At 68.5% G+C, this 21,252-nt stretch carries 15 protein-coding genes and 1 pseudogene; 9 read left to right on the forward strand and 7 right to left on the reverse strand.

Annotation, left to right across the window (positions count from 1 at the left end; genetic code table 11):
* The 8 genes and pseudogenes from ACFY0U_RS44660 to ACFY0U_RS44695 all read left to right on the forward strand — a co-directional run.
* Positions 1-228, forward strand: a pseudogene (locus tag ACFY0U_RS44660) (urocanate hydratase); the annotation flags it as partial.
* Positions 229-951: 723 nt separating this feature from the next.
* Entirely contained in the window at positions 952-1,866 is a 915-nt protein-coding gene (locus tag ACFY0U_RS44665) for an ABC transporter ATP-binding protein (protein ID WP_388646092.1), read from the forward strand.
* Between the two features lie 95 nt (positions 1,867-1,961).
* Positions 1,962-2,738 carry an ABC transporter permease gene (locus ACFY0U_RS44670; protein ID WP_388646093.1) on the forward strand — a complete coding sequence of 259 codons (777 nt, stop codon included), beginning with the start codon at positions 1,962-1,964 and terminating at the stop codon, positions 2,736-2,738.
* Positions 2,739-2,786: 48 nt separating this feature from the next.
* The gene (locus ACFY0U_RS44675; RefSeq protein WP_388646094.1) at positions 2,787-3,488 is read left to right on the forward strand and encodes a response regulator transcription factor; all 702 of its coding nucleotides are present in this window, start codon (positions 2,787-2,789) and stop codon (positions 3,486-3,488) included.
* Positions 3,485-5,005 carry a sensor histidine kinase gene (locus ACFY0U_RS44680; RefSeq protein ID WP_388646095.1) on the forward strand — a complete coding sequence of 507 codons (1,521 nt, stop codon included), beginning with the start codon at positions 3,485-3,487 and terminating at the stop codon, positions 5,003-5,005. The genes ACFY0U_RS44675 and ACFY0U_RS44680 overlap by 4 nt, the downstream gene beginning before the upstream one ends.
* A 286-nt stretch (positions 5,006-5,291) precedes the next feature.
* Positions 5,292-7,550, forward strand: a complete 2,259-nt coding sequence (locus ACFY0U_RS44685; protein ID WP_388646121.1) for an MMPL family transporter — start codon at positions 5,292-5,294, stop codon at positions 7,548-7,550.
* Positions 7,551-7,664: 114 nt separating this feature from the next.
* Positions 7,665-8,828: a sensor histidine kinase gene (locus ACFY0U_RS44690; RefSeq protein WP_388646097.1), complete on the forward strand. Its 1,164-nt coding sequence runs from the start codon at positions 7,665-7,667 to the stop codon at positions 8,826-8,828.
* A 16-nt stretch (positions 8,829-8,844) separates the two neighbouring features.
* On the forward strand, positions 8,845-9,516 hold the full coding sequence (locus ACFY0U_RS44695; RefSeq protein WP_388646098.1) for a response regulator: 672 nt from the start codon (positions 8,845-8,847) through the stop codon (positions 9,514-9,516).
* A 268-nt stretch (positions 9,517-9,784) separates the two neighbouring features.
* Here ACFY0U_RS44695 and ACFY0U_RS44700 read toward each other — a convergent pair whose 3' ends face one another.
* The gene (locus tag ACFY0U_RS44700) at positions 9,785-11,083 is read right to left on the reverse strand and encodes a DUF2254 domain-containing protein (RefSeq protein ID WP_388646100.1); all 1,299 of its coding nucleotides are present in this window, start codon (positions 11,081-11,083) and stop codon (positions 9,785-9,787) included.
* Positions 11,084-11,346: 263 nt separating this feature from the next.
* Here ACFY0U_RS44700 and ACFY0U_RS44705 point away from each other — a divergent pair, with 263 nt between their 5' ends.
* Entirely contained in the window at positions 11,347-13,197 is a 1,851-nt protein-coding gene (locus tag ACFY0U_RS44705; RefSeq protein ID WP_388646101.1) for a glycoside hydrolase family 15 protein, read from the forward strand.
* Positions 13,198-13,221: 24 nt separating this feature from the next.
* On the opposite strand, the gene ACFY0U_RS44710 is transcribed toward ACFY0U_RS44705, so the two are convergent.
* From ACFY0U_RS44710 to ACFY0U_RS44735, 6 genes are all read right to left on the reverse strand, one after another.
* On the reverse strand, positions 13,222-14,997 hold the full coding sequence (locus tag ACFY0U_RS44710) for a cation:proton antiporter (RefSeq protein ID WP_388646102.1): 1,776 nt from the start codon (positions 14,995-14,997) through the stop codon (positions 13,222-13,224).
* A 46-nt stretch (positions 14,998-15,043) separates the two neighbouring features.
* Entirely contained in the window at positions 15,044-16,102 is a 1,059-nt protein-coding gene (locus ACFY0U_RS44715) for a cytochrome d ubiquinol oxidase subunit II (protein ID WP_388646104.1), read from the reverse strand.
* Entirely contained in the window at positions 16,099-17,571 is a 1,473-nt protein-coding gene (locus ACFY0U_RS44720; protein ID WP_388646106.1) for a cytochrome ubiquinol oxidase subunit I, read from the reverse strand. The genes ACFY0U_RS44715 and ACFY0U_RS44720 overlap by 4 nt, the downstream gene beginning before the upstream one ends.
* 35 nt (positions 17,572-17,606) lie before the next feature.
* Positions 17,607-18,446, reverse strand: coding sequence for an SDR family oxidoreductase (locus tag ACFY0U_RS44725; RefSeq protein WP_388646107.1), 840 nt, complete (start codon positions 18,444-18,446; stop codon positions 17,607-17,609).
* 161 nt (positions 18,447-18,607) lie between these two features.
* Positions 18,608-20,212, reverse strand: a complete 1,605-nt coding sequence (locus ACFY0U_RS44730; RefSeq protein WP_388646109.1) for a GMC oxidoreductase — start codon at positions 20,210-20,212, stop codon at positions 18,608-18,610.
* A gap of 120 nt (positions 20,213-20,332) precedes the next feature.
* Entirely contained in the window at positions 20,333-21,250 is a 918-nt protein-coding gene (locus ACFY0U_RS44735) for a cyclase family protein (RefSeq protein ID WP_388646122.1), read from the reverse strand.
* Between the last annotated feature and the right edge of the window lie 2 nt (positions 21,251-21,252).

A 21,252-nucleotide genomic window follows, 5' to 3' on the forward strand; every position in this document is an offset into this window, starting at 1 on the left:
TCCTGGGTGTCCATCCACCACGGCGGCGGCGTGGGCATGGGCCGCTCCATCCACGCCGGCCAGGTGTCCGTGGCCGACGGCACGAAGCTCGCCGGTGAGAAGCTCCGCCGGGTACTGACCAACGACCCCGGCATGGGCGTCATCCGGCACGTGGACGCCGGCTACGACATCGCGGAGACGGTCGCCGACGAGCGGGGCGTGCGGGTACCTATGCGCGAAGGCGTCTGATCCCCGGAACGACGCTCACGGCGTAGCGTGATCACGGGCGAGGCGGAGGGCTCGGTTCCACTGTTCATTGGGCGATTCCGCGGCAACTTCAAACCAGACGGACTTCCAGGTATAGAAGCGAACGAGATGAATGGCCGAGCATCCGCCCCAGGGAGCGCCATTCATCGCGTCTATGGGATGAAGACCCTCGAAGCAGGGCAGTGGCGAGAGCCGCATATATGGATTGACCTGCTTAAACGCCCTCCTAGGCAGGTCGGCAGGGGAAAATCGGGGTACGGGGGACTCGGCATGATCGACCGACGACGCTGCCGCACGATTTGGATTTCCGTGACTCCGCCCCGGCCGCACCCGGGATGTGGCCGTCGCCCGCCGCGATGAGAGGCTCGGGCACAGTTCGGGATGCTCCCGTAGCGTCACCGGTTTCGAGGCCCTCTACGCTCTGCAGTCTCACTGCAGGCTGTGGCGGGGGCCAGGTCGGCCGCTTCCTACACGATCTCTGACCTGCCGCTGGGGTATGGCCATCGATGACCGCTGGCCTGAGGCCATCATGGGAGTTTCATGTGAGTCCCAGGGCCATCGGGTTCTCCCCGCGAAGTCTTCCCAGGTCAGGGGCTTGGCGTTCGCATGAAACGTTCATGTTCGTCCAGATCGGGCTCATGTCGGTGGCGGACAGTGAGTGCTGCACGCGACGGTCGCGTGCACCATTGCCGGTCTGGAGTCTCGATGATCGAAGTACGTGGCCTGTCGAAACGCTATGGCGAGGTCCTGGCCGTGGATGATCTGACATTCGCTGTCCGACCCGGGGAAGTGACCGGGTTCCTGGGGCCCAATGGAGCCGGCAAGTCGACCACGATGCGCATGATCCTGGGCCTGGACGCTGCCAGTTCCGGGACTGCGACAGTGGCCGGACGGCCGTACGCTGCGCAGCCCGCGCCGCTGAAGGTGGTCGGGGCGCTCCTGGATCCGGGCGCAGTGCTGCCCAGTCGCACCGCCTATCATCACTTGTCGGCGTTGGCGGTCGGCAACGGGATTCCGCGCCGCCGGGTGGACGAGGTACTGGCGGAAGTCGGCTTGGAGAAGGTGAGCCGTCGGCGTGCGGGGACTTTCTCCCTCGGAATGCGTCAGCGGCTGGGCATCGCCGCGGCGCTGCTGGGTGATCCTCCGATTCTGGTTTTCGACGAGCCGCTCAACGGGCTGGACCCGGAGGGCATCGTGTGGATCCGGTCGCTGATGCGGAGGATGGCGGCCGAAGGACGCGCGGTTTTGATGTCCAGCCATCTGATGAGCGAGATGGAGCTGACCGCCGACCACCTCATCGTCATTGGTCGCGGAAAGCTGATCGCTGACACGACGATGAAGGACTTCATCGAGGCACACTCCGAGCGCGAGGTCTTTGTCCGCACCCCCCAGGCCGAGGCCCTGCGCAGCATGCTCACCCCAGCTGTTCAGGTGCGGACCGAGGGCAGCGACGCTTTGGTCGTGACCGGTCTGGAAGCCGCCGAGATCGGGGCCCTGGCGTCGCTCGGTGGAGTGGAGCTGCACGAGCTTGCTCCGCGCCAAGTGTCGCTGGAACAGGCATTCATGGACCTGACTCGCGATGCGGTGGAGTACCAGTCGGAGAAGGCGACGAGCCGATGACGCACGCCCCGACGCAACTCCCCGCAAGGCCGACGAGAGCCCGTCGGCGTTTGCTCGTGCCCCGCCCTCAGGCAGAGCGTGTGCGGCGTGGGAAGGTGACCTTCTGGCACTGCCTGCACGCCGAGTGGATCAAGATCCGCACGATGCGGTCGACGTTGTACGTGATCCTGGGCACCCTGGCGTTCTGCATCGGCCTCGCCGCGCTGAATGCCTCGTCCGCCGGCAGTGAGTTCGCGGACCTGAGTCCCGCGGACCAGGCCTCGTTCGACCCGTTGGCGATCAGCCTGCGCGGCTACCTGCTCGCGCAGATCGCGCTCGGCCTGTTGGGCGGCCTGGTCATCACCTCGGAGTACGGGGCGCGCACGATCGTCCCGACCCTGATCGGGGTTCCGCACCGGGCGCGGGTGCTGGTGTCCAAGGCTGTGGTGCTGGTGGGCGTGACGCTCCCGGTCGGGATCGCGGTGTCACTGGCCGGATTTCTCGTCGGACAGGCGTCGCTGTCCGGAGCGGGCGCTCCGCACCTGGCACTCTCCGACGGCGTGGCACTGCGCGGCATCGTTGGTGGTGGCCTATATCTGGCACTGGCCGGGCTTTTCGGACTGGCTCTGGGCACGGTGATCCGCTCCACCACGGCAACGGTGACCACGCTGTTCGGCGTGATGCTGATCGTTCAGGCCTTCGCCCCGGCCCTGCCCGCAGGACTCGGCGACTGGGTGTCGAAGTACTGGCCGTCGATCGCCGGCGGGCAGATTATCACCAGCTATCAGGACCCCACGTTGCTGAGTCCTTGGGCAGGCGTGGGCGTCATGGCCGGATGCGTGGCGGCTCTGATGACGGCGGCGTTGGTCGTCTTCCGCAAGCGTGACGTCTAGCAGGGCAGGACAGTGAAGACAGAGGACCGCCAGCCGGGGACAGGTGCCATGACGACACAACGACTGCTACTGGTGGAGGACGAGCCGACGCTGCGTGAGCTGCTGTCTACCAGCTTGCAGCTGGCTGGCTTTGAAGTGATGTCGGTCGAAGCCGGCGGCCAGGCTCTGGAAGCGGTCCGCGACAAGCGCCCAGATCTGATTGTCCTGGACGTGATGCTGCCCGACTTCGACGGCTTCGAGGTCGCACGTCGCCTGCGCGAGCATCCCTCCGGTTCCGGAAGCGGGCACCCGCCGATCCTCTTCCTGACCGCCAGGGACGCAGCCGAGGACCGCATCAGCGGCCTGCGGGCCGGCGGGGACGACTACGTCACCAAGCCCTTCAACCTTGAGGAACTAATCCTGCGCATTCAGGCCGTACTGCGCCGCACCAGCGGCCGCCGGCCCGACGGGCTCCTCGTAGTCGACGACCTAGAACTCGATCTCGACAGCCACCAGGTGACCCGGGGCGGCCGGCCAGTACAGCTGTCTCCGACCGAATTCAACCTGCTGCGCGTGCTGATGCAAAACGCTGGACAGGTCCTGTCCAGGGATCAGCTCCTAGACCAAGTCTGGCACTACGATTTCGACGGCGACGACTCCATCGTCGCCTCCTACATCAGCTACCTGCGCCGCAAAATCGACACCGGCGAACCGAAGCTGATCCACACAGTGCGCGGCACCGGCTACGTCCTGCGCAGGCCCCGCGCATGAGCACCGCCCCCACGCGCGGGCCAATGAGCCGTCTGTCGCTGCGCGGGCGGGTCGTGGCCATCACATTGCTGCTGGTCGTCGCCGCCCTGCTGGCCAGCAACGCCCTACTCGTCACCCTGCTGCAACGGCAACTGGTGCAGCAACTGGATGACAGGCTGCGCGCCGCTGCCACGACTGCGGCCCGGCTGTCGAACACGGAAGACCCGCCCGGCGAGACGGCACCGGACACACGCGAAGCAGTGGAGCGCGACGTGACGGGCGATGTCTACGTCGCCTACCTCGATGCCGAAGGGCATCTGCGTCATACGCTGCGTCCGGCCACCCATGGCGCCCCACAACTTCCGATCCTCGACACCGCAGCGATCGCGACCCGCGACCAGCACCCCTTCCAGGTTCCGGGCAAGGGCGACGGCGATGATGAGTGGCGTGTCATCGCCGCCCCGTTGGCCCCCGGCCACGACACCAAGGTGGACAAGGGCGGCAGCGTCGTCGTGGCCGGTTCCCTGGCGCCGGTCCACACGACGATCCGGCACCTGGGCGTGTGGATGCTGGTGATCGATTCCCTGGTGCTCGTCTGCTTGGGCATCATCGCCTGGTTCGCCGTGAGGGCCGGCCTGCGGCCACTGCGGCGCATCGAGACGACGGCAGCGGCCATCGCGGGCGGAGATCTGTCCAGCCGTGTCCCGCAGCCGGCCACGACCCGCACCGAACTGGGCCGGCTGTCCGCCGCGCTCAACGGCATGCTGGATCGCATCGAAGCCGGCGACGCCGCCCGCGCCGCCACCAACGAGCGCATGCGCACCTTCATCGCGGACGCCAGCCACGAACTGCGCACCCCGCTGTTCGGGATCAAAGGCTTCACCGAGCTGTACCGGATGGGCGGCATGCCCCAGCGCGCCGATGTCGATGCCGCCATGAGCCGTATCGAACGCGAAGCGGGCCGCCTCGTCAGCATCGTCGAGGATCTGCTGCTGCTCGCCAGGCTCGACGAAGACGCCACCGGTGACGAGTATCTGACCCTTCGTCTCACCCCTATGGACCTACGCACCCTGGCCGCCGACGCCCTGCACGACCTACGGGCATTGGCCCCCGAACGTCCCATCACTCTGACCGGCCCGGGCGGCGGTCCGCCCGGCGGCGCCCCCGTTCTGGGCGACGAGTCCCGACTGCGACAGGTCACCTCCAATCTCGTCGGCAACGTCATCGCCCACACACCGCCCGGCACGCCGGTACGCATCGGCGTCGGCACGCTAGAGGATCAGGCAGTCCTTGAGCTGAGCGATGAGGGACCGGGAATCACGGCCGAGCAGGCCGCGCACGTCTTCGACCGCTTCTACCGCGCCGACACCGCCCGTGGCCGCACACAGACCGGCGGCGCCGGTCTGGGACTGTCCATCGTCCGCTCCCTGGTGACCGCTCACCGCGGCTGTGTTGAGGTCCGCTCTGGACCAGGGGAGGGCGCCACGTTCCGCGTCCTGCTGCCGTTGCATCCCGACAACGCCGTCAGCAATTCCTGAGGACCGCCCGGTAACCCCTTGGCCAGCTGCTGCGGACAGCCGGCCGTGGCCGACGCATACCCGATTCCCAAGAACAACCCATGGCGGGCTCCATCAGGTGTGTCGCCGTTCTGTTCGCGCATCCCATGCCGGTTGCGGCAGGGGCAATACCAGCGGGAGATGAGACACCCGCCGAGTCCTACTTGTTTTTCAGTACAGGGGACTGTCGCTACGGCCGACGACGTGGAGATGCCGGCCCGCGAGGGTGAGAGACGTTCCCGATATCCAGATATGGAGATGTCCTTTCATGGCGACTTTCTTGCATCGGGTGGGTCGATGGGCCTTCCGGAGGCGCCGCATAGTGGTGCTGGCCTGGGTGGCGGTGCTGGCCGCCGTGTTCCTCGGGGCTTCCAGCGCATCCGAGGCACCGGACGACTCGTCTTCCATGCCCGGCATCGAATCCCAGCAGGCGTTCGACCTGATCAATGAGCGATTCCCGGGCGCCGAAGCGGACGGTGCAGAGGCCCGCATCGTGTTCGTCGCGGAACACGGTCAGCACGTCACCGCCGCCGCCAAGCGCTCGGCCATCGGCAAACTCGTTGCCGCGGTGGCCGACGGGTCACAGGTCGCCGGCGCGACCAGTCCCTTCGACACGAACGCGGTCAGCAAGGACAAGTCGACGGCGTACGCCACCGTCACCTACAAGGTCGAGAGTGACGATCTCACCGATGCCAGCAAGACGGACCTGACCAAGGCAGTCGAGCAGGCCCGTGACGCGGGTCTGACCGTCGAGGTCGGCGGCTCCGCGCTGGAGACCGAAGCAGGGCAGGGCCTGGGAGAGGTGCTCGGCGTTCTCGTCGCCGCGGTGGTGCTGCTGATCACCTTCGGTTCACTCGCCGCCGCCGGCCTGCCGCTGCTTACCGCCATCCTCGGCGTCTGTGTCAGCCTGGCCGGGATCACCGCCGTGAGCAGCGCCTTCGGATTTTCCTCCACGGTCGGTGAACTGGCGATGATGCTCGGCCTCGCCGTCGGCATCGACTACTCCCTGTTCGTGGTCTCTCGCTACCGGGAAGAGCGGGCCAAGGGGCACCAGCCGCAGGAGGCGGCTGCCCTGGCCGCGGGCACGGCCGGGAGTGCGGTGGTCTTCGCCGGGCTCACCGTCGTCATCGCTCTGCTGGGCCTCTCCGTGGTCGGCGTCCCGATGCTCACCAAGATGGGGATCGGCTCGGCAGGTGCAGTCCTGGTCGGAGTCCTGGTCGCCCTGACCGCAGTGCCGGCGCTCCTGGGCTTTTGGCCCAACGCGGTGCTCTCTCGCCGTGACCGCGAGGGCGGACGTCGCACCCCCGACGAACTCTTCAGCCGCATCGGCAGGACCAAGACGGCCGCCACAAGTACGAAGGCCGCCCGGGGTGTTCGCTGGGCGCAGTTCGTGGTGCGCCGGCCGCTGCCGGTACTGCTCTTGTCTGTGATCGGCCTCGGGGCGCTCGCGGTGCCGTCGTTGGACCTGCGGATGGGCATGCCTGGCGACGAGGCCAAGTCGACCGCAACCACGGAGCGCCGCGCCTATGACGCGCTCGCCGAGGGTTTCGGCCCGGGCTTCAACGGCCCGCTGACCGTGGTCGTTGATGCCAAGAAGGCCGATGACCCGCAGGCAGCCGTGACAGCGGTCTCCGCAAAGCTCGCCGGCACCAAGGGAATCGTCTCCGTCTCGTCGGCACGCTTCAACGAGGCGAAGGACACGGCAGTGATCTCCGCCGTCCCGTCGACCGCGCCCACCAGCGAGCAGACACAGGATCTGGTGCACACCATCCGCAGCGAGCGCAGCGCGGTGGAGTCGGCCACCGGCGCCGACTTCAAGGTCACCGGCACCACCGCCCTGAACATCGACGTGGGTCAGAAGATGCAGGACGCCCTCATTCCCTATCTCGCGGTCGTCGTCGGTCTCGCCTTCCTCCTCCTGATGTTGGTCTTCCGTTCGATCCTGGTGCCGCTCAAGGCCGCGCTCGGCTTCTTGCTGTCGGTCAGCGCGGCCCTTGGCGCGATCGTCACGGTCTTCCAACAGGGCCACGGGGCCGGCTTCTTCGGTGTCGACGAGACCGGTCCGATCATGAGCACCATGCCTGTCTTCCTGGTGGGTATCGTCTTCGGCCTCGCCATGGACTATCAGGTCTTCCTGGTCTCCCGGATCCGCGAGGCGCACATCCATGGGGAGGAGTCCGGTCAGGCCGTCGTAACCGGGTTCCGGCACAGCGCCCAAGTCGTGGGGGCAGCAGCGCTGATCATGATGGCGGTGTTCGGCGGGTTCATGACGGGCGGCGAATCCATGGTCAAGATGGTCGGCTTCGGGCTGGCCAGCGCCGTCTTCTTCGACGCCTTCGTCGTTCGTATGGCATTTGTGCCCGCGGTTCTGGCGCTCCTCGGCAAGCGCGCTTGGTGGCTGCCGAAGTGGCTGGACCGGCTGCTGCCCCGCGTTGACGTCGAGGGCGAAGCCCTCACCAAGCAGGCCCACACATCGCGCGACTCGTCTGACAACGACGATCGACGGACCCCCATGAGGGTCGTCTGACGCACGCGCTGACCGGGCCGCTCGGATTCAGAAGCCCGCGAGCGGCCCGGATCGGGTCGCAAACCCTGTCCACCTCCTCACGCCGCCGGTCACGGCACGGCTCGGAGAAAGCCCATGGTCATCCATCTGCGACGTCACGCCGACCGGTACCCCCGCCTCGTCGAAGCGGCCTTCCTCCTGCTCATCTATGCGGCCATCAGCAACCAGTACCGCCGGGCCGGCACCGACAGCATGTGGTGGCCGGGCTTCGCCCTTGCGGCAGTCACCTGTACATGTCTGCTGGCACGGCGCCGCCGCCCCGCCACCGCCGTCGTCCTCACCACCCTCGCCACCGCCGTCGCGGGCGCCCAGGGGAGCAACTTCGGCCCCCTCCTGCTGGTCCCGGTCATCGTCGCGCTGTACGAGCTGACTCTGCAGGCGTCTCAGCGGACCATCCGCACCTACTGCCTCCTGGTTGCTGTCATCCTCCTGCCCACCGCGCTGCTCTGGGATTCGGAGGACGCACCCTGGGCGAACGAGGCGGTGAGTCTGGCCTTCTGGATCCTGCTGCCTATCCTGCACGGATCGGCAGTGCGAGCGCGCCGCGCGTACCTGGACACCGTCCGCACACGCGCCGAGGACGCCGAACGCACCCGCTACGAGGAAGCACAACACCGCGTCACCGAAGAACGCATCCGCATCGCCCGGGAACTGCACGACGTGGTCGCCCACCACATGGCCCTCGCCAACGCCCAAGCCGGCACAGCCGCCCACCTGTTCTCCACCCACCCCGCGCAGGCCGGCCAGATCCTCAAGGAACTCACCGGCACGACCACGGCTGCACTGCGCGAACTCGAGGCAACCGTAGGCCTGTTGCGCCAGCCTGAGTCCGCTGAGGAATCGCTGAATCCCGCACCCGGACTGGAGCGGCTGCCTGACCTGGTCGCTGCCTTCGCCGCCGCTGCACTGCACATCACCATCGCTGTCGACGGCCCCGTGAAGCCCCTGGCGGCCGGGGTGGACCTGACCGCCTTCCGCATCGTGCAGGAAGCCCTGACCAACGTCGCCAAACACGCCGCGGCAAACACGGCACATGTCCACCTCGCCTACGCCCAGGAGCAGTTGACGATCACGGTGAGCGATGACGGCAGCCCGATCACGCCCCCGCGCGCACCCGGCGGCGGCTTCGGTCTCATCGGCATGCGAGAGCGCGCTCAGTCCGCCGGAGGCCGCCTCCGCGCGGGGCACCGCCCGGAAGGCGGCTTCGCCGTCACGGCCGAACTCCCCATCAGCGTCTGACCAGAGAGCAGGTCCCATGACGATCCGCATACTGATTGCCGACGACCAGGCCCTGCTGCGAGCAACCTTCCGGGTGCTGATCGACTCCTGCGACGACCTGGAAGTCGTCGACGAGGCTACCAACGGGCAGCAGGCCATTACGCTCGCCGGCATCCACCGCCCGGACATCGTCCTCATGGATATCCGCATGCCCGGCACCGACGGACTGGCCGCGACCGCCGCCATCTGCGCCCAGCCCCAACTGCAGGCCACACGCGTCCTCATCCTCACCACGTTCCAGACCGATGAGCACGTCGCCCAGGCCCTGCGCCTCGGCGCGAGCGGCTTCCTCGGCAAGAACACCACCGCCGACGCCTTCCTCGACGGCATCCGCACGGTCGCTTCCGGTGACGCCTTGCTGTCCCCCCTGGCCACCCGCTCACTGATCACCCGCTTCCTCGCCACCCCCGCCCCCGACTCCGGCGCCTCCGACCCCGAGCAATTCGGCAGCCTCACTCCGCGAGAGCGGGAGGTGGTGGCCCTGGTCGCGGAAGGCAAATCCAATGACGAGATCGCCGACGCACTGTTCCTCAGCCCCCTGACCGTCCGCACCCACGTCCAACGGGCCAAAACCAAGACGGACGCCCGTGATCGCGCACAGCTCGTCGCCTTCGCCTACCAGGCCGGCCTTGTACAACCGGCGAGGTGACCGACAACGCGGACGGCAGGCGCCCCAGGCACGCCGACAAGCCGGCCCCGTCCTCGCAGTGTCCGCCCACATACGCCGCACAACAGGGCTGCAATCCCGTCCCCGGCCGCCGCGCTCGCTGGCACCGGATATGCCCTATTCCTGACCGACGTTCAAGCCCCACTCAGAAGACGGGACACACGGCATCATGAACCGCTCCGGGATTGTGGAAGATTTCCAGGTACTCGAAGAGCGCGGTGGACAGCTCCAGCCCATCACGCCAACAAGGTCAGTAGAGCCCGTCAGACAGGTACTTCCCACCGATGCCCTGGTGGTCGGGCTGTTGCGCGATGGCCCGGCGGGCCGGGTCGGTGAACTCTCGATCGATCGACCCCTGCAGCAGGCTGATCTCCGCTCGCACAGCCGCGTGCTGAGACGGCGGCAGGGTGTCGAGCAGGCCCTCGAGCATGGCGCGGAGCCGTCGGCAGACCTGGACGGACGAACTTCCGTACTCGCGGATCTCGCATACGGCGAGCTGAAGGAAGTTCTCCCAGTCACGCCCCGGGAGCACGAGCCGGGCGTGCTCGTGGCGATCGGCCAGCACATAGCGACCGGGGAGGCGTGTGCTGCCGACCGTGTGCAGGAAGGACTCGATGTAATTGATCACCTGCACCGCGGTCGTAGGGTCGTTCACCGCGGGGGAGAGGGCCCTGATGGCGATGTCGACGAGGACCCTCAGGGCGAATGCGGGGTCCTGCTCGATGGTGCGCTCGGCCCCGAGGGCGACGAGACCGGTCACCCTGTCCGGGTCCGGTTGCGACGTACCCCCGTGGACCTCGATGAGGACAGTGCCGGGCGGTACGAAGTCGCCGATCAGGCGGGTCACGACGAAGACGCAGTCGTGGCGCGCCGCCTCCGCGACCAGCCCGGCCACGTTGAACGCCTGGACGGCTCCACCACGTCCGGTGCGCACGCGCATCACCGGACCGTCGCACGACACGGTTCCCTCTCCGCGTGGCGCCGCGTCCCGGATCGCCGCGGCCCCGCTCGTGAAGACGGTCACTCCCATGCGGGTGACCAGCTCGGCGATGGCCACCGGTCTGAGACTGTGCGTGAACCGGTTGAGGTAGATGAGCAGGAGCACGAGGCTGACGGCCACAGCCGCGCCGGCCAGGGTGACCCCGAGGTCGGGGACGGAGTCGGTCTCGACGCTGCGCAGCAAGGAGAACGCGAACGCGAACGTCCCGGTGAACGTCGCCAGCACCGCTTTCTGCAGCCGGTCCCGGTACCACAGGCGCATATAGCGAGGGGAGAGGGTTCCTGTCGCCTGCTGCACGACGAGTACGCCGATGGTGACGACGAATCCGAGCAACGCCACCATCGCCCCCACGATGGCGGAAAGTACGCCGCTCGCCGTCGTCGCGGAGTAGTGCCAGCCGCTCGGCGGCCAGTCCGCGCTGTCGGCGGTGAGCGCGAGCTCAGCGAGAAGGACGCCGAGGACGAGACCGAACAACGGCACGATCCACAGGCTCGCCTTGACGTATTGCCCCAGCCTGAACCTGGCTGCCCAGGACGTCAGGACACCCACGTCACGCCTCCTTCACACCCGGAGGAGTCCGGTGCTCATGAGGCACACGAGACCGCGGGCTCCCTCAGCCGGATCGCCGCCACCTCACGGTAGGGCTCTTCCCGGAGCGGCGCAGCGGCAGAGCTCCCGGCACCGCCCGGTGCGACTCGCTCGCCAGGACGGGACGACACCGTCGGCCTAAGCTGGCCGAATGGTGCCTGGACACCTCGGGCGCTGTGCAACGGTGCCCGAACGTTGTCTGACGGGGCCGAAAGGGGCTCAAGATGGACGACTACCCCCTGATCGAGGACCACGGCCTGATCGGTGACCTGCAGACCGCGGCCCTCGTGACAACCGATGCGACGATCGACTGGTTCTGCTGTCCGCGCTTCGATTCGCCCAGCGTCTTCGGCGCTCTGCTCGACCGGCGGAAGGGCGGCCACTTCACCGTCAGGCCGGCCGCGGACGACTACACCACCAAACAGCTCTACCACCCGGACACCGCCGTTCTGGTGACGCGCTTCATGACCGAGGCCGGGGCGGGCGAGGTGGTCGACTTCATGCCGGTGACCGGCACGACGGCGACGGACCGGCACCGTCTGGTCCGCATGCTGCGCTGTGTGCGGGGCAGCATGACGTTCGAAGGGGAGATCGCTCCGCGCTTCGACTACGGGCGCAAGCCGCACAAGCTGCACATCACGGAGCACGGGGCACTGTTCACCTCGGAGGACCTGGACCTCGCCGTCCGCGGCGTCCGTGAGCCGCAGGACGAACGGCTGCTGAACATCCTCTCGGTTGACAACGACGACCTGCGTTTCAGCATGACCCTGCAGGCGGGGCAACAGCGCGGCGTAGTCCTGGAGTCGGCCCCCGACGGGCCGCCGCACCCGATCCGGGTGGCGGAGTTCGAGCAGCTCTTCGACGAGACGGTCGGGTTCTGGCGCTCGTGGCTCGGTCAGTCCACCTACTCGGGTCGTTGGCGGGAGGCGGTGGAACGTTCGGCCGTGGCGCTGAAGCTCATGACCTACGCGCCGACCGGCGCCCTGGTCGCCGCGCCGACGACGGGTCTGCCGGAGCAACTGGGTGGAGAGCGCAACTGGGACTACCGGTTCACCTGGATCCGTGACGCGTCGTTCTCGGTGTACGCGTTGCTGGGACTGGGCTTCAAGGAAGAGGCGTCCGCGTTCATCGGCTGGCTGCACGACCGGGTGAAGGAAGAGGCCGGGCAGGGAAACGGCACCGGGCCACTGAACATCATGTACCGCGTCGACGGCACCTCCGACCTGGTCGAGGAGACCCTGGACCATTGGGAGGGGTACCGAGGTTCCGCACCGGTCCGTATCGGCAACGGAGCCGCGAGCCAGCTGCAACTGGACATCTACGGCGAGGCGCTCGACAGCATCTACTTCGCGCACCAGCACGGCATGCATCTCGACACCGGGGGCTGGACCGCGCTGCACACGCTGCTCGACTGGTTGGTCGACCACTGGGACCAGCCCGGAGAAGGGCTGTGGGAGACCCGCGGCGGCCGGAAGGACTTCACCTACGGCCGCGTGATGTCCTGGGTCGCCTTCGACCGCGCCCTGCGGATCGCCCACGACGACGGCCGTCCCGCGGCCGGCGGCCGCTGGGTGGACGCGCGAGACGAGATCTACGCGCAGGTCCTCAGCCGGGGATGGGACCCCGAGAAGCAGGCGTTCGTACAGCATTACGGCGACGATGTGCTCGACTCGTCGCTGCTGCGCATGCCGACGGTCGGCTTCATCACGCCGGACGATCCGAAGTGGAAGTCCACCCTGGACGCGATGGACCGTGAGCTGGTCAGCGACAGCCTGGTCTACCGCTACAACCCCGAGGCGTCGCCCGACGGACTGCGCGGCTCCGAGGGCACTTTCTCCTTGTGCACGTTCATGTACGTCGACGCCCTGGCCCGGGCCGGACACATCGACATGGCCAGGCTGGTGCTGGAGAAGATGCTTACCTACGCCAACCACCTGGGCCTGTACTCCGAGGAGATCGCCCTGACGGGGCAGCAGCTGGGCAATTTCCCTCAGGCCTTCACGCACTTGGCGCTGATCGACGCGGCGATCACCCTGGACGCGAAGCTCAAGGGAGCGCGCAGGGGCGGGAGGTAGTCGCACGGAGCCGGTCCATGAGGTTCAATGCCCGCCGGCCGTCGGGACGGAACCGAGGAGAACGACCGTGTCGCCCTTCTGCGGGACGGTCCCGTGTCTCTCGGTGATCGGGTCCAGCCGCTGGTCGGCCCGCAGCACGAAGAGAGTGTCGTGCTCCGGCGGCAGCGGGTCGGAGGCCGGCTGCACCACGAACCGGGCACCCCGTTCGTAGCGCTCTGCCAGGACGTGACGGACGAGGGAACGGCCGAAGAGGATGTCGCCGCCGGTGTAGGGGGCGATCACTCCATGGCTGTCGTGCGGGGGCCCGACCCGGTAGACGGGGCCCTCGACGCTGTCCTGCATCACGACCGAGGCGAGGGCGTTGAAGTCGTCGTCGTCGGTCGCCAGGAACACGGCCGTCACTCCCTCGAGCCGCGCCCCGGGGTTGATGGCCGTGGCCAGCAGATCGCCCTTGGCCAGGTCGAGCCCCGCCCCCTTGATCAGTTCCCGCTCCTCGTCGCGCCCCGCCCACATCAGCACGTCCAATCCCGCGGACCGCAGGGCTCGTCCCAGGTCGACCACCCACGCCTCCCCGCCCACCAGGAGGATGCGCGTGCCCGCCGGTTTGACGACACCCAGCCGTCTGGCGACGGGTGCGGCCGTGAGCGAGTAGAGCAGGACGGTTCCCACGATCACCAGGAACGTGACGGGAAGGATCCTCGCGGCCCCGCTCTCCCCTCGTTGGACCAAGTTGGCGGAGAAGGCCGATGCCGTGGCCGCCGCGACGATGCCGCGCGGGTCCATCCATCCGATGAAGGCCCGCTCCCCTCGGCCCAGGCCCGAGCGCGCCGTCGCGGCGAAGGCCACGAGCGGCCGCACCACCAGGACGAGGATCGCGATGAGGGCGAGCGCGGGAAGGAGCACCGGCACCAGGGATGCCGGCGTGACGGTGGAGGAGATGGAGACGAAGAGCACCCCGATGATCAGCTGGACCAGGGTCTCGAAGAAGGGACGGCGAGCCGGCATGTCGAAGCCGCGGATGTTGGCGACGGCCAGGCCCGTGACGATCGCGGCGATGAGCCCCGTGTCGTCCCGCACGATGTCACAGCCCGCGGATACGGCGATCACGGTGGCGAGTTGAGCCAGCGTACCGAGGGTCTCGCCGAGTCGAAGGGTCCGCAGAGTGAACCACAGCAGCGCGGTTCCCACGATCCCGCCGACCAGCCCCACGGCCATGCTGAGGCCGAACTGACCCAGCTGGTATCCCCGGCCGATGTCGACCTGGTGCGTCGTGGCGATGGCGTGGAAGGTGAGTGCGCCGAGGATGCCGCCGATCGGGTCGGTCAGCGTCCCCTCCCAGATCAGGATGCGTCGCACCTTGTCGGTCGGCCGCACGAAGTCGAGCAGGGGACCCACGACGGTAGGACCCGAGACGACGAGGATCACGCCGAGCATCGCGGCCACGCGCAGCGGCATGTCGAACATCGCCGGTGCCACCGCCGCGATGACGAGGAACGTCAGCAGCACGCCGTACAGGAGCAGCCGTCCCACGACCCCCCGGGTGCGGCCGGTGAGCTTGCGCAGGTCGAGCCCCAGGCCGGCGTCGTAGAGGATCACCGCGACGGACAGCGACACCAGGCCGGAGAAGGCCGGCCCCAGCAACTCGTCCGGATGAATGACATCCGTGATCGCACCGGCGGCGAACCCGACCGGGAGCAGGATGATCAGGGCAGGGACGCGCAGCTTGCTTGCCAGGATCTGCGAGCCGGTGGCGAGCACCACCGTCAGGGCGAGTCCGAGAAGGATCTCGTCGTCGGTCACAGCGGCTTCCTTCGTCGGATTTCAGGTCGCGAGGGGGATCGGGCGGTCAGCCGCCGGGTGCCGCGCCCTCACCGTCCGTGCGGCTTTCTCTGCGCAGCTCGGCGTCGGTGAGCTCTTCCAGCTCTCCGTGGGTGTCCAGCCAGTAGAGGAAGACGACGGTCGGCACGACGAGCACCAGGGCCACCAGGGTGACGATCGCCAGCCATGTCAGCGTGCTGGGTGCGCCCGCGGCATCGGCCACGGTCAGTGACGTGGGGATGAGGTAGGGGCGCTGTGCCATTCCCCAGGCGATGACGGCGGAGGCGACGACCCCGACCGCCGTGACGCGCATCCACGCGCCCGGCGTCCGCAGGAGCAGCCAGGCTGTCGCGACGGCGGCCACCCCGGCCACGACGACGAGGAGCAGCCCCAGTCCGTGGGTGAGTCCGTGCCACACGTGGGGGGAGTCCTCTTGGGTGACGAACCCGGTGATCACCGCCAGGACGGTGAGTACGGCGAGACTGCCCAGCGCCCGCCGGCGGAAGTAGCCGACCAGACCGGGCGCCTCGAACCGGCGGGCGTCCCCCGTGAGGAAGACCGCGCCGAGGAAGGCCGTCGCCGCGACGGAGATCAGCCCGAACGTCAGGGAGGTGGGGTTGGACCAGGCGTCAGCCGACGCCTCGGTACCAGGCGCCACCCGTCCCGACGCGACCCCGCCGACGGCGGCACCGAGGAAGAACGGTGTGACGACGGAGGCCACGGCGAACACGGCACCGTACAGCCGTCGGCCCGCGAGCCGCCGGGACGGCTTGCGGAACGCGAAACCGGCGCCGCGCAGCACCAGGCCCATGGCGGCCAGGATCAGGGGGAGCCACATCGCCGTGAACACCGTCTGGAACAGGATGGGGAAGCCGGTCCACATGATGACGAGAACGAAGATCAGCCAGACGTTGTTGACCTCCCAGACGGGAGCCATGGCGTGGTCGATGAGCCACCGGGGACGCTTGCCGCGTTCCGTCCCCCCGGCCGTCAGATCCCAGAAACCGGCCCCGTAGTCCGTTCCGCCCGCGCAGGCGTACGCGGCGACGGCGAGAAGGAGCACCACGGCGATGAGGTCAGCGGTCACGGGCGGCCGTCCTCGCCCCGGACGGCTCCGCCGGAGCCGTCGCCCGCGGGGACGGGGGCCCGCGGCCCGTAGGGGGTGTCCGCCTCCGGCGCGTGGGGTGGCCCTCCCGCGGCCCGCTCCTGGTCGGCGAGCCGCCAGCGCGTGCGCATCTTGAGCAGGATGACGAGGAACGAGCCGAACAGGAACACGTACACCAGCATCACCACACCGAGCGTGATCCACAGGGTCGTGGAGCGGGTGGAGGTCACCGCCTCGGCGACCCGCATGTTCTGGTAGACGATCCAGGGCTGACGACCCACCTCGGTGGCGATCCAACCCGACTCGACGGCGACGACGGAAGCGACGCCCGCACAGGCCGCCGGGCCGTAGAACCACTTCGAGCCGGGAAGCCGGCGGTGCCGCAGCCAGACCAGTCCGTACCAGAGGGCGAGCAGCACCAGGGCGGACCCGATCAGAACCATGATGTCGAAGGCCCAGTGGGCGATGGTCGCCTGAGTGGCCGTGGGGCGCTGGTCCGCCGGGACGGAGGTCAGTCCCACCACCTTGGTGTCAGGGCTGAATCCGGCCAGGAAGGAGTCGAGCAGCGGGATCTTGATGCCGCCCTTGACGGTCCCGTCCTCCTGTAGACGCCCGAAAAGGTACTCCGGTACCCGGGTGTCGGTCTCCCAGACGATCTCCATCGCGGCGAACTTCACCGGCTGCTTGTGGAACACCGACCGGGCGATGGAGTCGCCCAGGACGAACTGCACCGGCGTGGCCACCGCGGCGATCGTGAACGGAACGGCGAAGCCGAGCCGGTGGTAGTGGTCCCGGCGGCCGCGCAGCCAGCCCACGGCGTAGACACCCGACACCATGAAGCCCGCGGTGAGAATCATCGCCACGACGAAGTGCCAGTACTGCGGCCCGAACATCGGCGTGAAGATCGCCTTCCAGACGTTCACGTCGACCGGGTTGCCCTCGGAGTCGAGGGAGAAGCCCTGCGGCGTGTTCATCCAGGAGTTGGCGGCCAGGATGCCGAACGCTCCGAGCAGCGCGGCGGCCGGGAGCGGCAGCCCGAGCAGGAAGTGTGTACGGGGCTTCAGCCGCCGCCATCCGTACAGATAGATGGCGATGAGGACCGCCTCCAGGAAGAACGCCCAGGCCTCGACGCCGAATCCGATACCGAAGACATCACCCCACCTGCCCATCAGGCCGGGCCAGAGCAGGCCGAACTCGAAGGAGAGCACGGTGCCGGTGACGATGCCGAGCGCGAACTGCACTGCCATGACGGCCGACCAGCGGCGCGCCAGGAGCAGGGCCGTGGCGTCCTTGCGGCGCAGCCCGCGGTAGTGCATGACCAGGGTGATGAAGGGGAAGGCCACGCCCAGCGGTACCAGGATGATGTGGGACGCCAGGGTGAAGGCCATGAGTTCCCGGGCCGGCAGAAGTTGGGCCGGGGCATCCGCCAGCAGGTGGAACGAGGTGGACATACGCACCTTTGCTGTTCGTGACGTCCGGGGGAGGGTCAGCCGCCGGTGGCGAAGCCCGGGAAGAGGGTCATCCCGCCGTCGACGTACAAGGTGGTCCCCACGACGTAGTCCATGAGGTCGGAGGCGAGTGCGACGACGGCGTTCGCGATGTCGTCGGGGTCGCCGATCCGGTCGTACGGGATCAGCCGCAACAGGTCCTCCCGAGCCTCGGCCGTCTCCCAGGCGGCGCGGTTGATCGGCGTCTTGATCGCCCCCGGGGCGACGGCGTTCACCCGGATCTTTTCCGGTGCGAGTTCCTGGGCGAGGGTCTGCATCATCATCTGCACACCGCCCTTGGAGGACGCGTAGTTGACGTGCCCCGACCACGGGATGATCTGGTGCACCGAACTCATGCAGATGATCTTCCCTGCGGCGCGGGACACCTCGGGGACGACGCCGCGGCGCCGGAATTCCTTGGCCGCCTCCCGGGCGCACAGGAACTGACCGGTGAGGTTGACGTCGATGACCTTCTGCCACTGGGCGAGCGTCATGTCGGTGAGCCGGGCGTCCCGCTGCAGTCCCGCGTTGGCCACCAGGACGTCGATGGTCCCGAACTCCTCGACCATCCGGTCCATCATGGCCGTGACCTGGTCCTCCTGGGACACGTCGGCCTCGTAGGCCGCCGCGCGCACCCCGAACGAGGCGATCTCCTTGACCACGTCCTCGGCCGCGTCACGGCCGGCCACGTAGTTCACGACCACGTCGGCACCGGCTCGGCCCAGGCCGATGGCCGTGGCTTTGCCGATGCCTGAATTGGCCCCGGTGACCAGCGCCTTCTGGCCCTGCAGCAGACGTGCGGGGATCACACCCTGCGGTGTCTCCACGGTGGAACCCATGTTGCCCTGCCTCCTCGCTGCGCGATTGCGCCCCGCCCGGCTGCTGCCGGGCGGGCATGGAGGTCACGCAATCACCGACCGTGGCGGGCGGCATGCGGCGAGAACTGCCGTTCGGCCGTTTTGCGGGGTTCTTCGCCCAACCGGCCCAACGGCTCCTGGTCTCAGCCCAGCCGAGCCAAGAGGTGGTCTCCGACCCGGAGGGCATTGGCGATGGCCGTCAATGACGGGTTGACCGCGCCGATGCTCGGGAAGAAGCTCGTGTCGACCACGTACAGGTTGTCGAGGTCGTGGGCCTTGCAGTTGACGTCCAGCGCGGAGGCGGCTGGGTCGGTGCCGAAGCGTACGGTGCCCGCCTGGTGCGCCGTCGCACCGATCGGCATGCCCTTGTGCAGATAGATGCTGTGGGACAGCAGGTGCTGTTCGTGCATGCCCAGGTGGCCGAGCATGCCCTGCAGCTTGTGCCGCAGCCGCTTCAGGCCTTCCACGTTGTTCTTCTCGTCGAGAGCGAGGTGGATGCGTGTGTCACCGTCGAGGGTGACCCGGTTGTCGGCCAGCGGCAGGTCCTCGCCGCACAGCCAGAAGTCGACGGCGTGGTGCGCCAGCACCTCGAACGGCATGTCCGGTGTGACCGCACCGGCCCACCGCGGTGCCTCGCCGTGGATCTGCTCGGCGTCCGACTTGCCCAGCATCTGGATGCCGCCGAGCGGGTAGTCCCAGTCGTCCGCCCCGAGGTACCAGTCGTGCAGGGCCAGGGTCTTCTGGAACTGGGTGTCGTTGGGCTCCTTCGACACTGCCATCAGGGCCAGGTTGTTGTGCCGCATGTAGAAGCGGCCGACCACGTCGGAGCTGTTCGCGAGACCGTTCGGATGGTGCTCGTTCGCCGAGGCCAGGAGCAGCGCGGCGGAGTTGACCGCCCCGCAGGAGACGACGACCACGTCCGCCGTGAACCGGACCTCCGAGCCGTCGGGCAGCCGGCCGACGACCGCGCTGACAGTGCGTCCGCTCGTATCGGTCTCCAGGCGGACCACCTGCGTGTCCGTGACCATCTCGACGTTGGGATGCTGCAGCGCCGGCTCGACGCAGATGACCTCGGCGTCCGACTTGCCGCGTACCAGACATGGGAAGCCGTCCACCCGGTTGCACCGGATGCAGACACTGGAGTGGGTGGCCCGCCCGCCGTTCTCCTGGCTCAGATTGACGCCGATCGGCAGATGGAAGGGGTGCAGACCACGCTTCTCGAGGTCGTCGCTCAACTGCTGGATGCGTGGCTCGTGTGCCACGGGCGGATGGGCGTACTGGGCGCTCGCCGCGCCCTCGGTCGGATCCTCGCCGTGCCGTCCGTGCACGAGGTAGAGGTGCTCGGCCTGCGTGTAGTACGGCTCCAGATCCTCGTACCGGATCGGCCAGGCGGGGGAGAGGCCGCCGTGATGTCGGAGCTCGCCGAAGTCCTCGGGCCGCAGTCGGAAGAGGGCGGCGCCGTAGAACTTGGTGTTTCCGCCGACGTAGTAGTTGACCTCGGGTGGGAACTCGCTGCCGTGCTTGTCCAGCCAGAACTCCGGTGCCCGGTACTTGCCCTTGACGAACACCGCCGTCGAGTCCCAGTTGTCCCGCTCGCGCGGCAGGTAGTCGCCGCGTTCGACGAGGAGTACGCGTTTGCCGGACGGCGCGAGCCGATGGGCGAGGGTGCCACCGCCGGCGCCGGTACCGATGATGATGACGTCGTAATGAGGGGCGTCGCCCACGGCGGCCACCGTCCTTGTGATCATGGCCCTGAACTGGCGTCGGGCCCGTTTTCCCGCTGTGCGGGGCCGGGCGTCCCACCCGTTCGAACGTATCGGCCCTCTCCCTGAACGGCGACCGGAGCCGCCGCCGGCCGGCTCCGTCGGTCACAGCACCGCGATCGGGTTCACCGGCGAGCCGGTTGCTCCGGGCAGCCGCAGAGGGGCGACCGCACACAGGAAACTCCATCGCTCCGCCTGCGCGCAGACCGGGACCAGATCCTCGAACTGCAGGTAGTCCATCAGATGGATACCCATGGCATGGATGGCCAGGACATGCACGGGGAAGGCGACGCCCCGCACCGCGCTGGGCGCGGTGTCGTTGTTGCCGTCGCCGCCGAGCACGGCGACCTTCCGCTCGGCCAGGAACCCGAGGGCCGTCGGGTGGAGGCCTGCCCGAGCCGTCGCCGCGTTCCACGGCCCGAGTTCCGTACGACGCAGGCGATGCCCTACCCGGACGAACAGCAGGTCTCCCGGTCCGACGCGGACCCCTTGCGCGGCCTCGGCGGCCGACAGATCGTCCGACGTCACCTGGTCGCCCGGTTCCAGCCAGGGCACGCCATGCAGTCGCGGGATGTCCAGCAGCACGCCCCGGCCGACGATGCCGTCCGCGACCAGGTCCACGGAGAACGCACGGGCGCCCTCGGGCGTCACGCTGCTCGCGGGCACGCCGCCGTACAGATCCCCGTCGAACACCACGTGGCAGAGCGCGTCGAGGTGACTGTCCGCGTCCCCGTGCACGTTCATGGCGAAGCGGTCGGTGGCGAAGTGCAGTCCGGCCGCGCCGAGTTCGTCCGGAGCAGGTCCGGTCATCCGGTGCACTGCGGGCTCGGGGTCGTCGGGGCCCGGCACGGTCTCGATCGGAGCGGCCAGCGACACCGTGCGGCCGAGGCGGACCTCCGCGACGGCGGCCACGACCCGCTCGGGTGTCACATGGCAGAGTGCGCCGGGCCGACCGCCCTCCGTCGATCGCGCCGCTCCGCGTCGTAGTCGCTCGTAGAGCGCCCGGAACTCGTGCGCGGGCATGT

Source organism: Streptomyces sp. NPDC001536, from assembly GCF_042894505.1.
GTDB lineage: Bacteria > Actinomycetota > Actinomycetes > Streptomycetales > Streptomycetaceae > Streptomyces.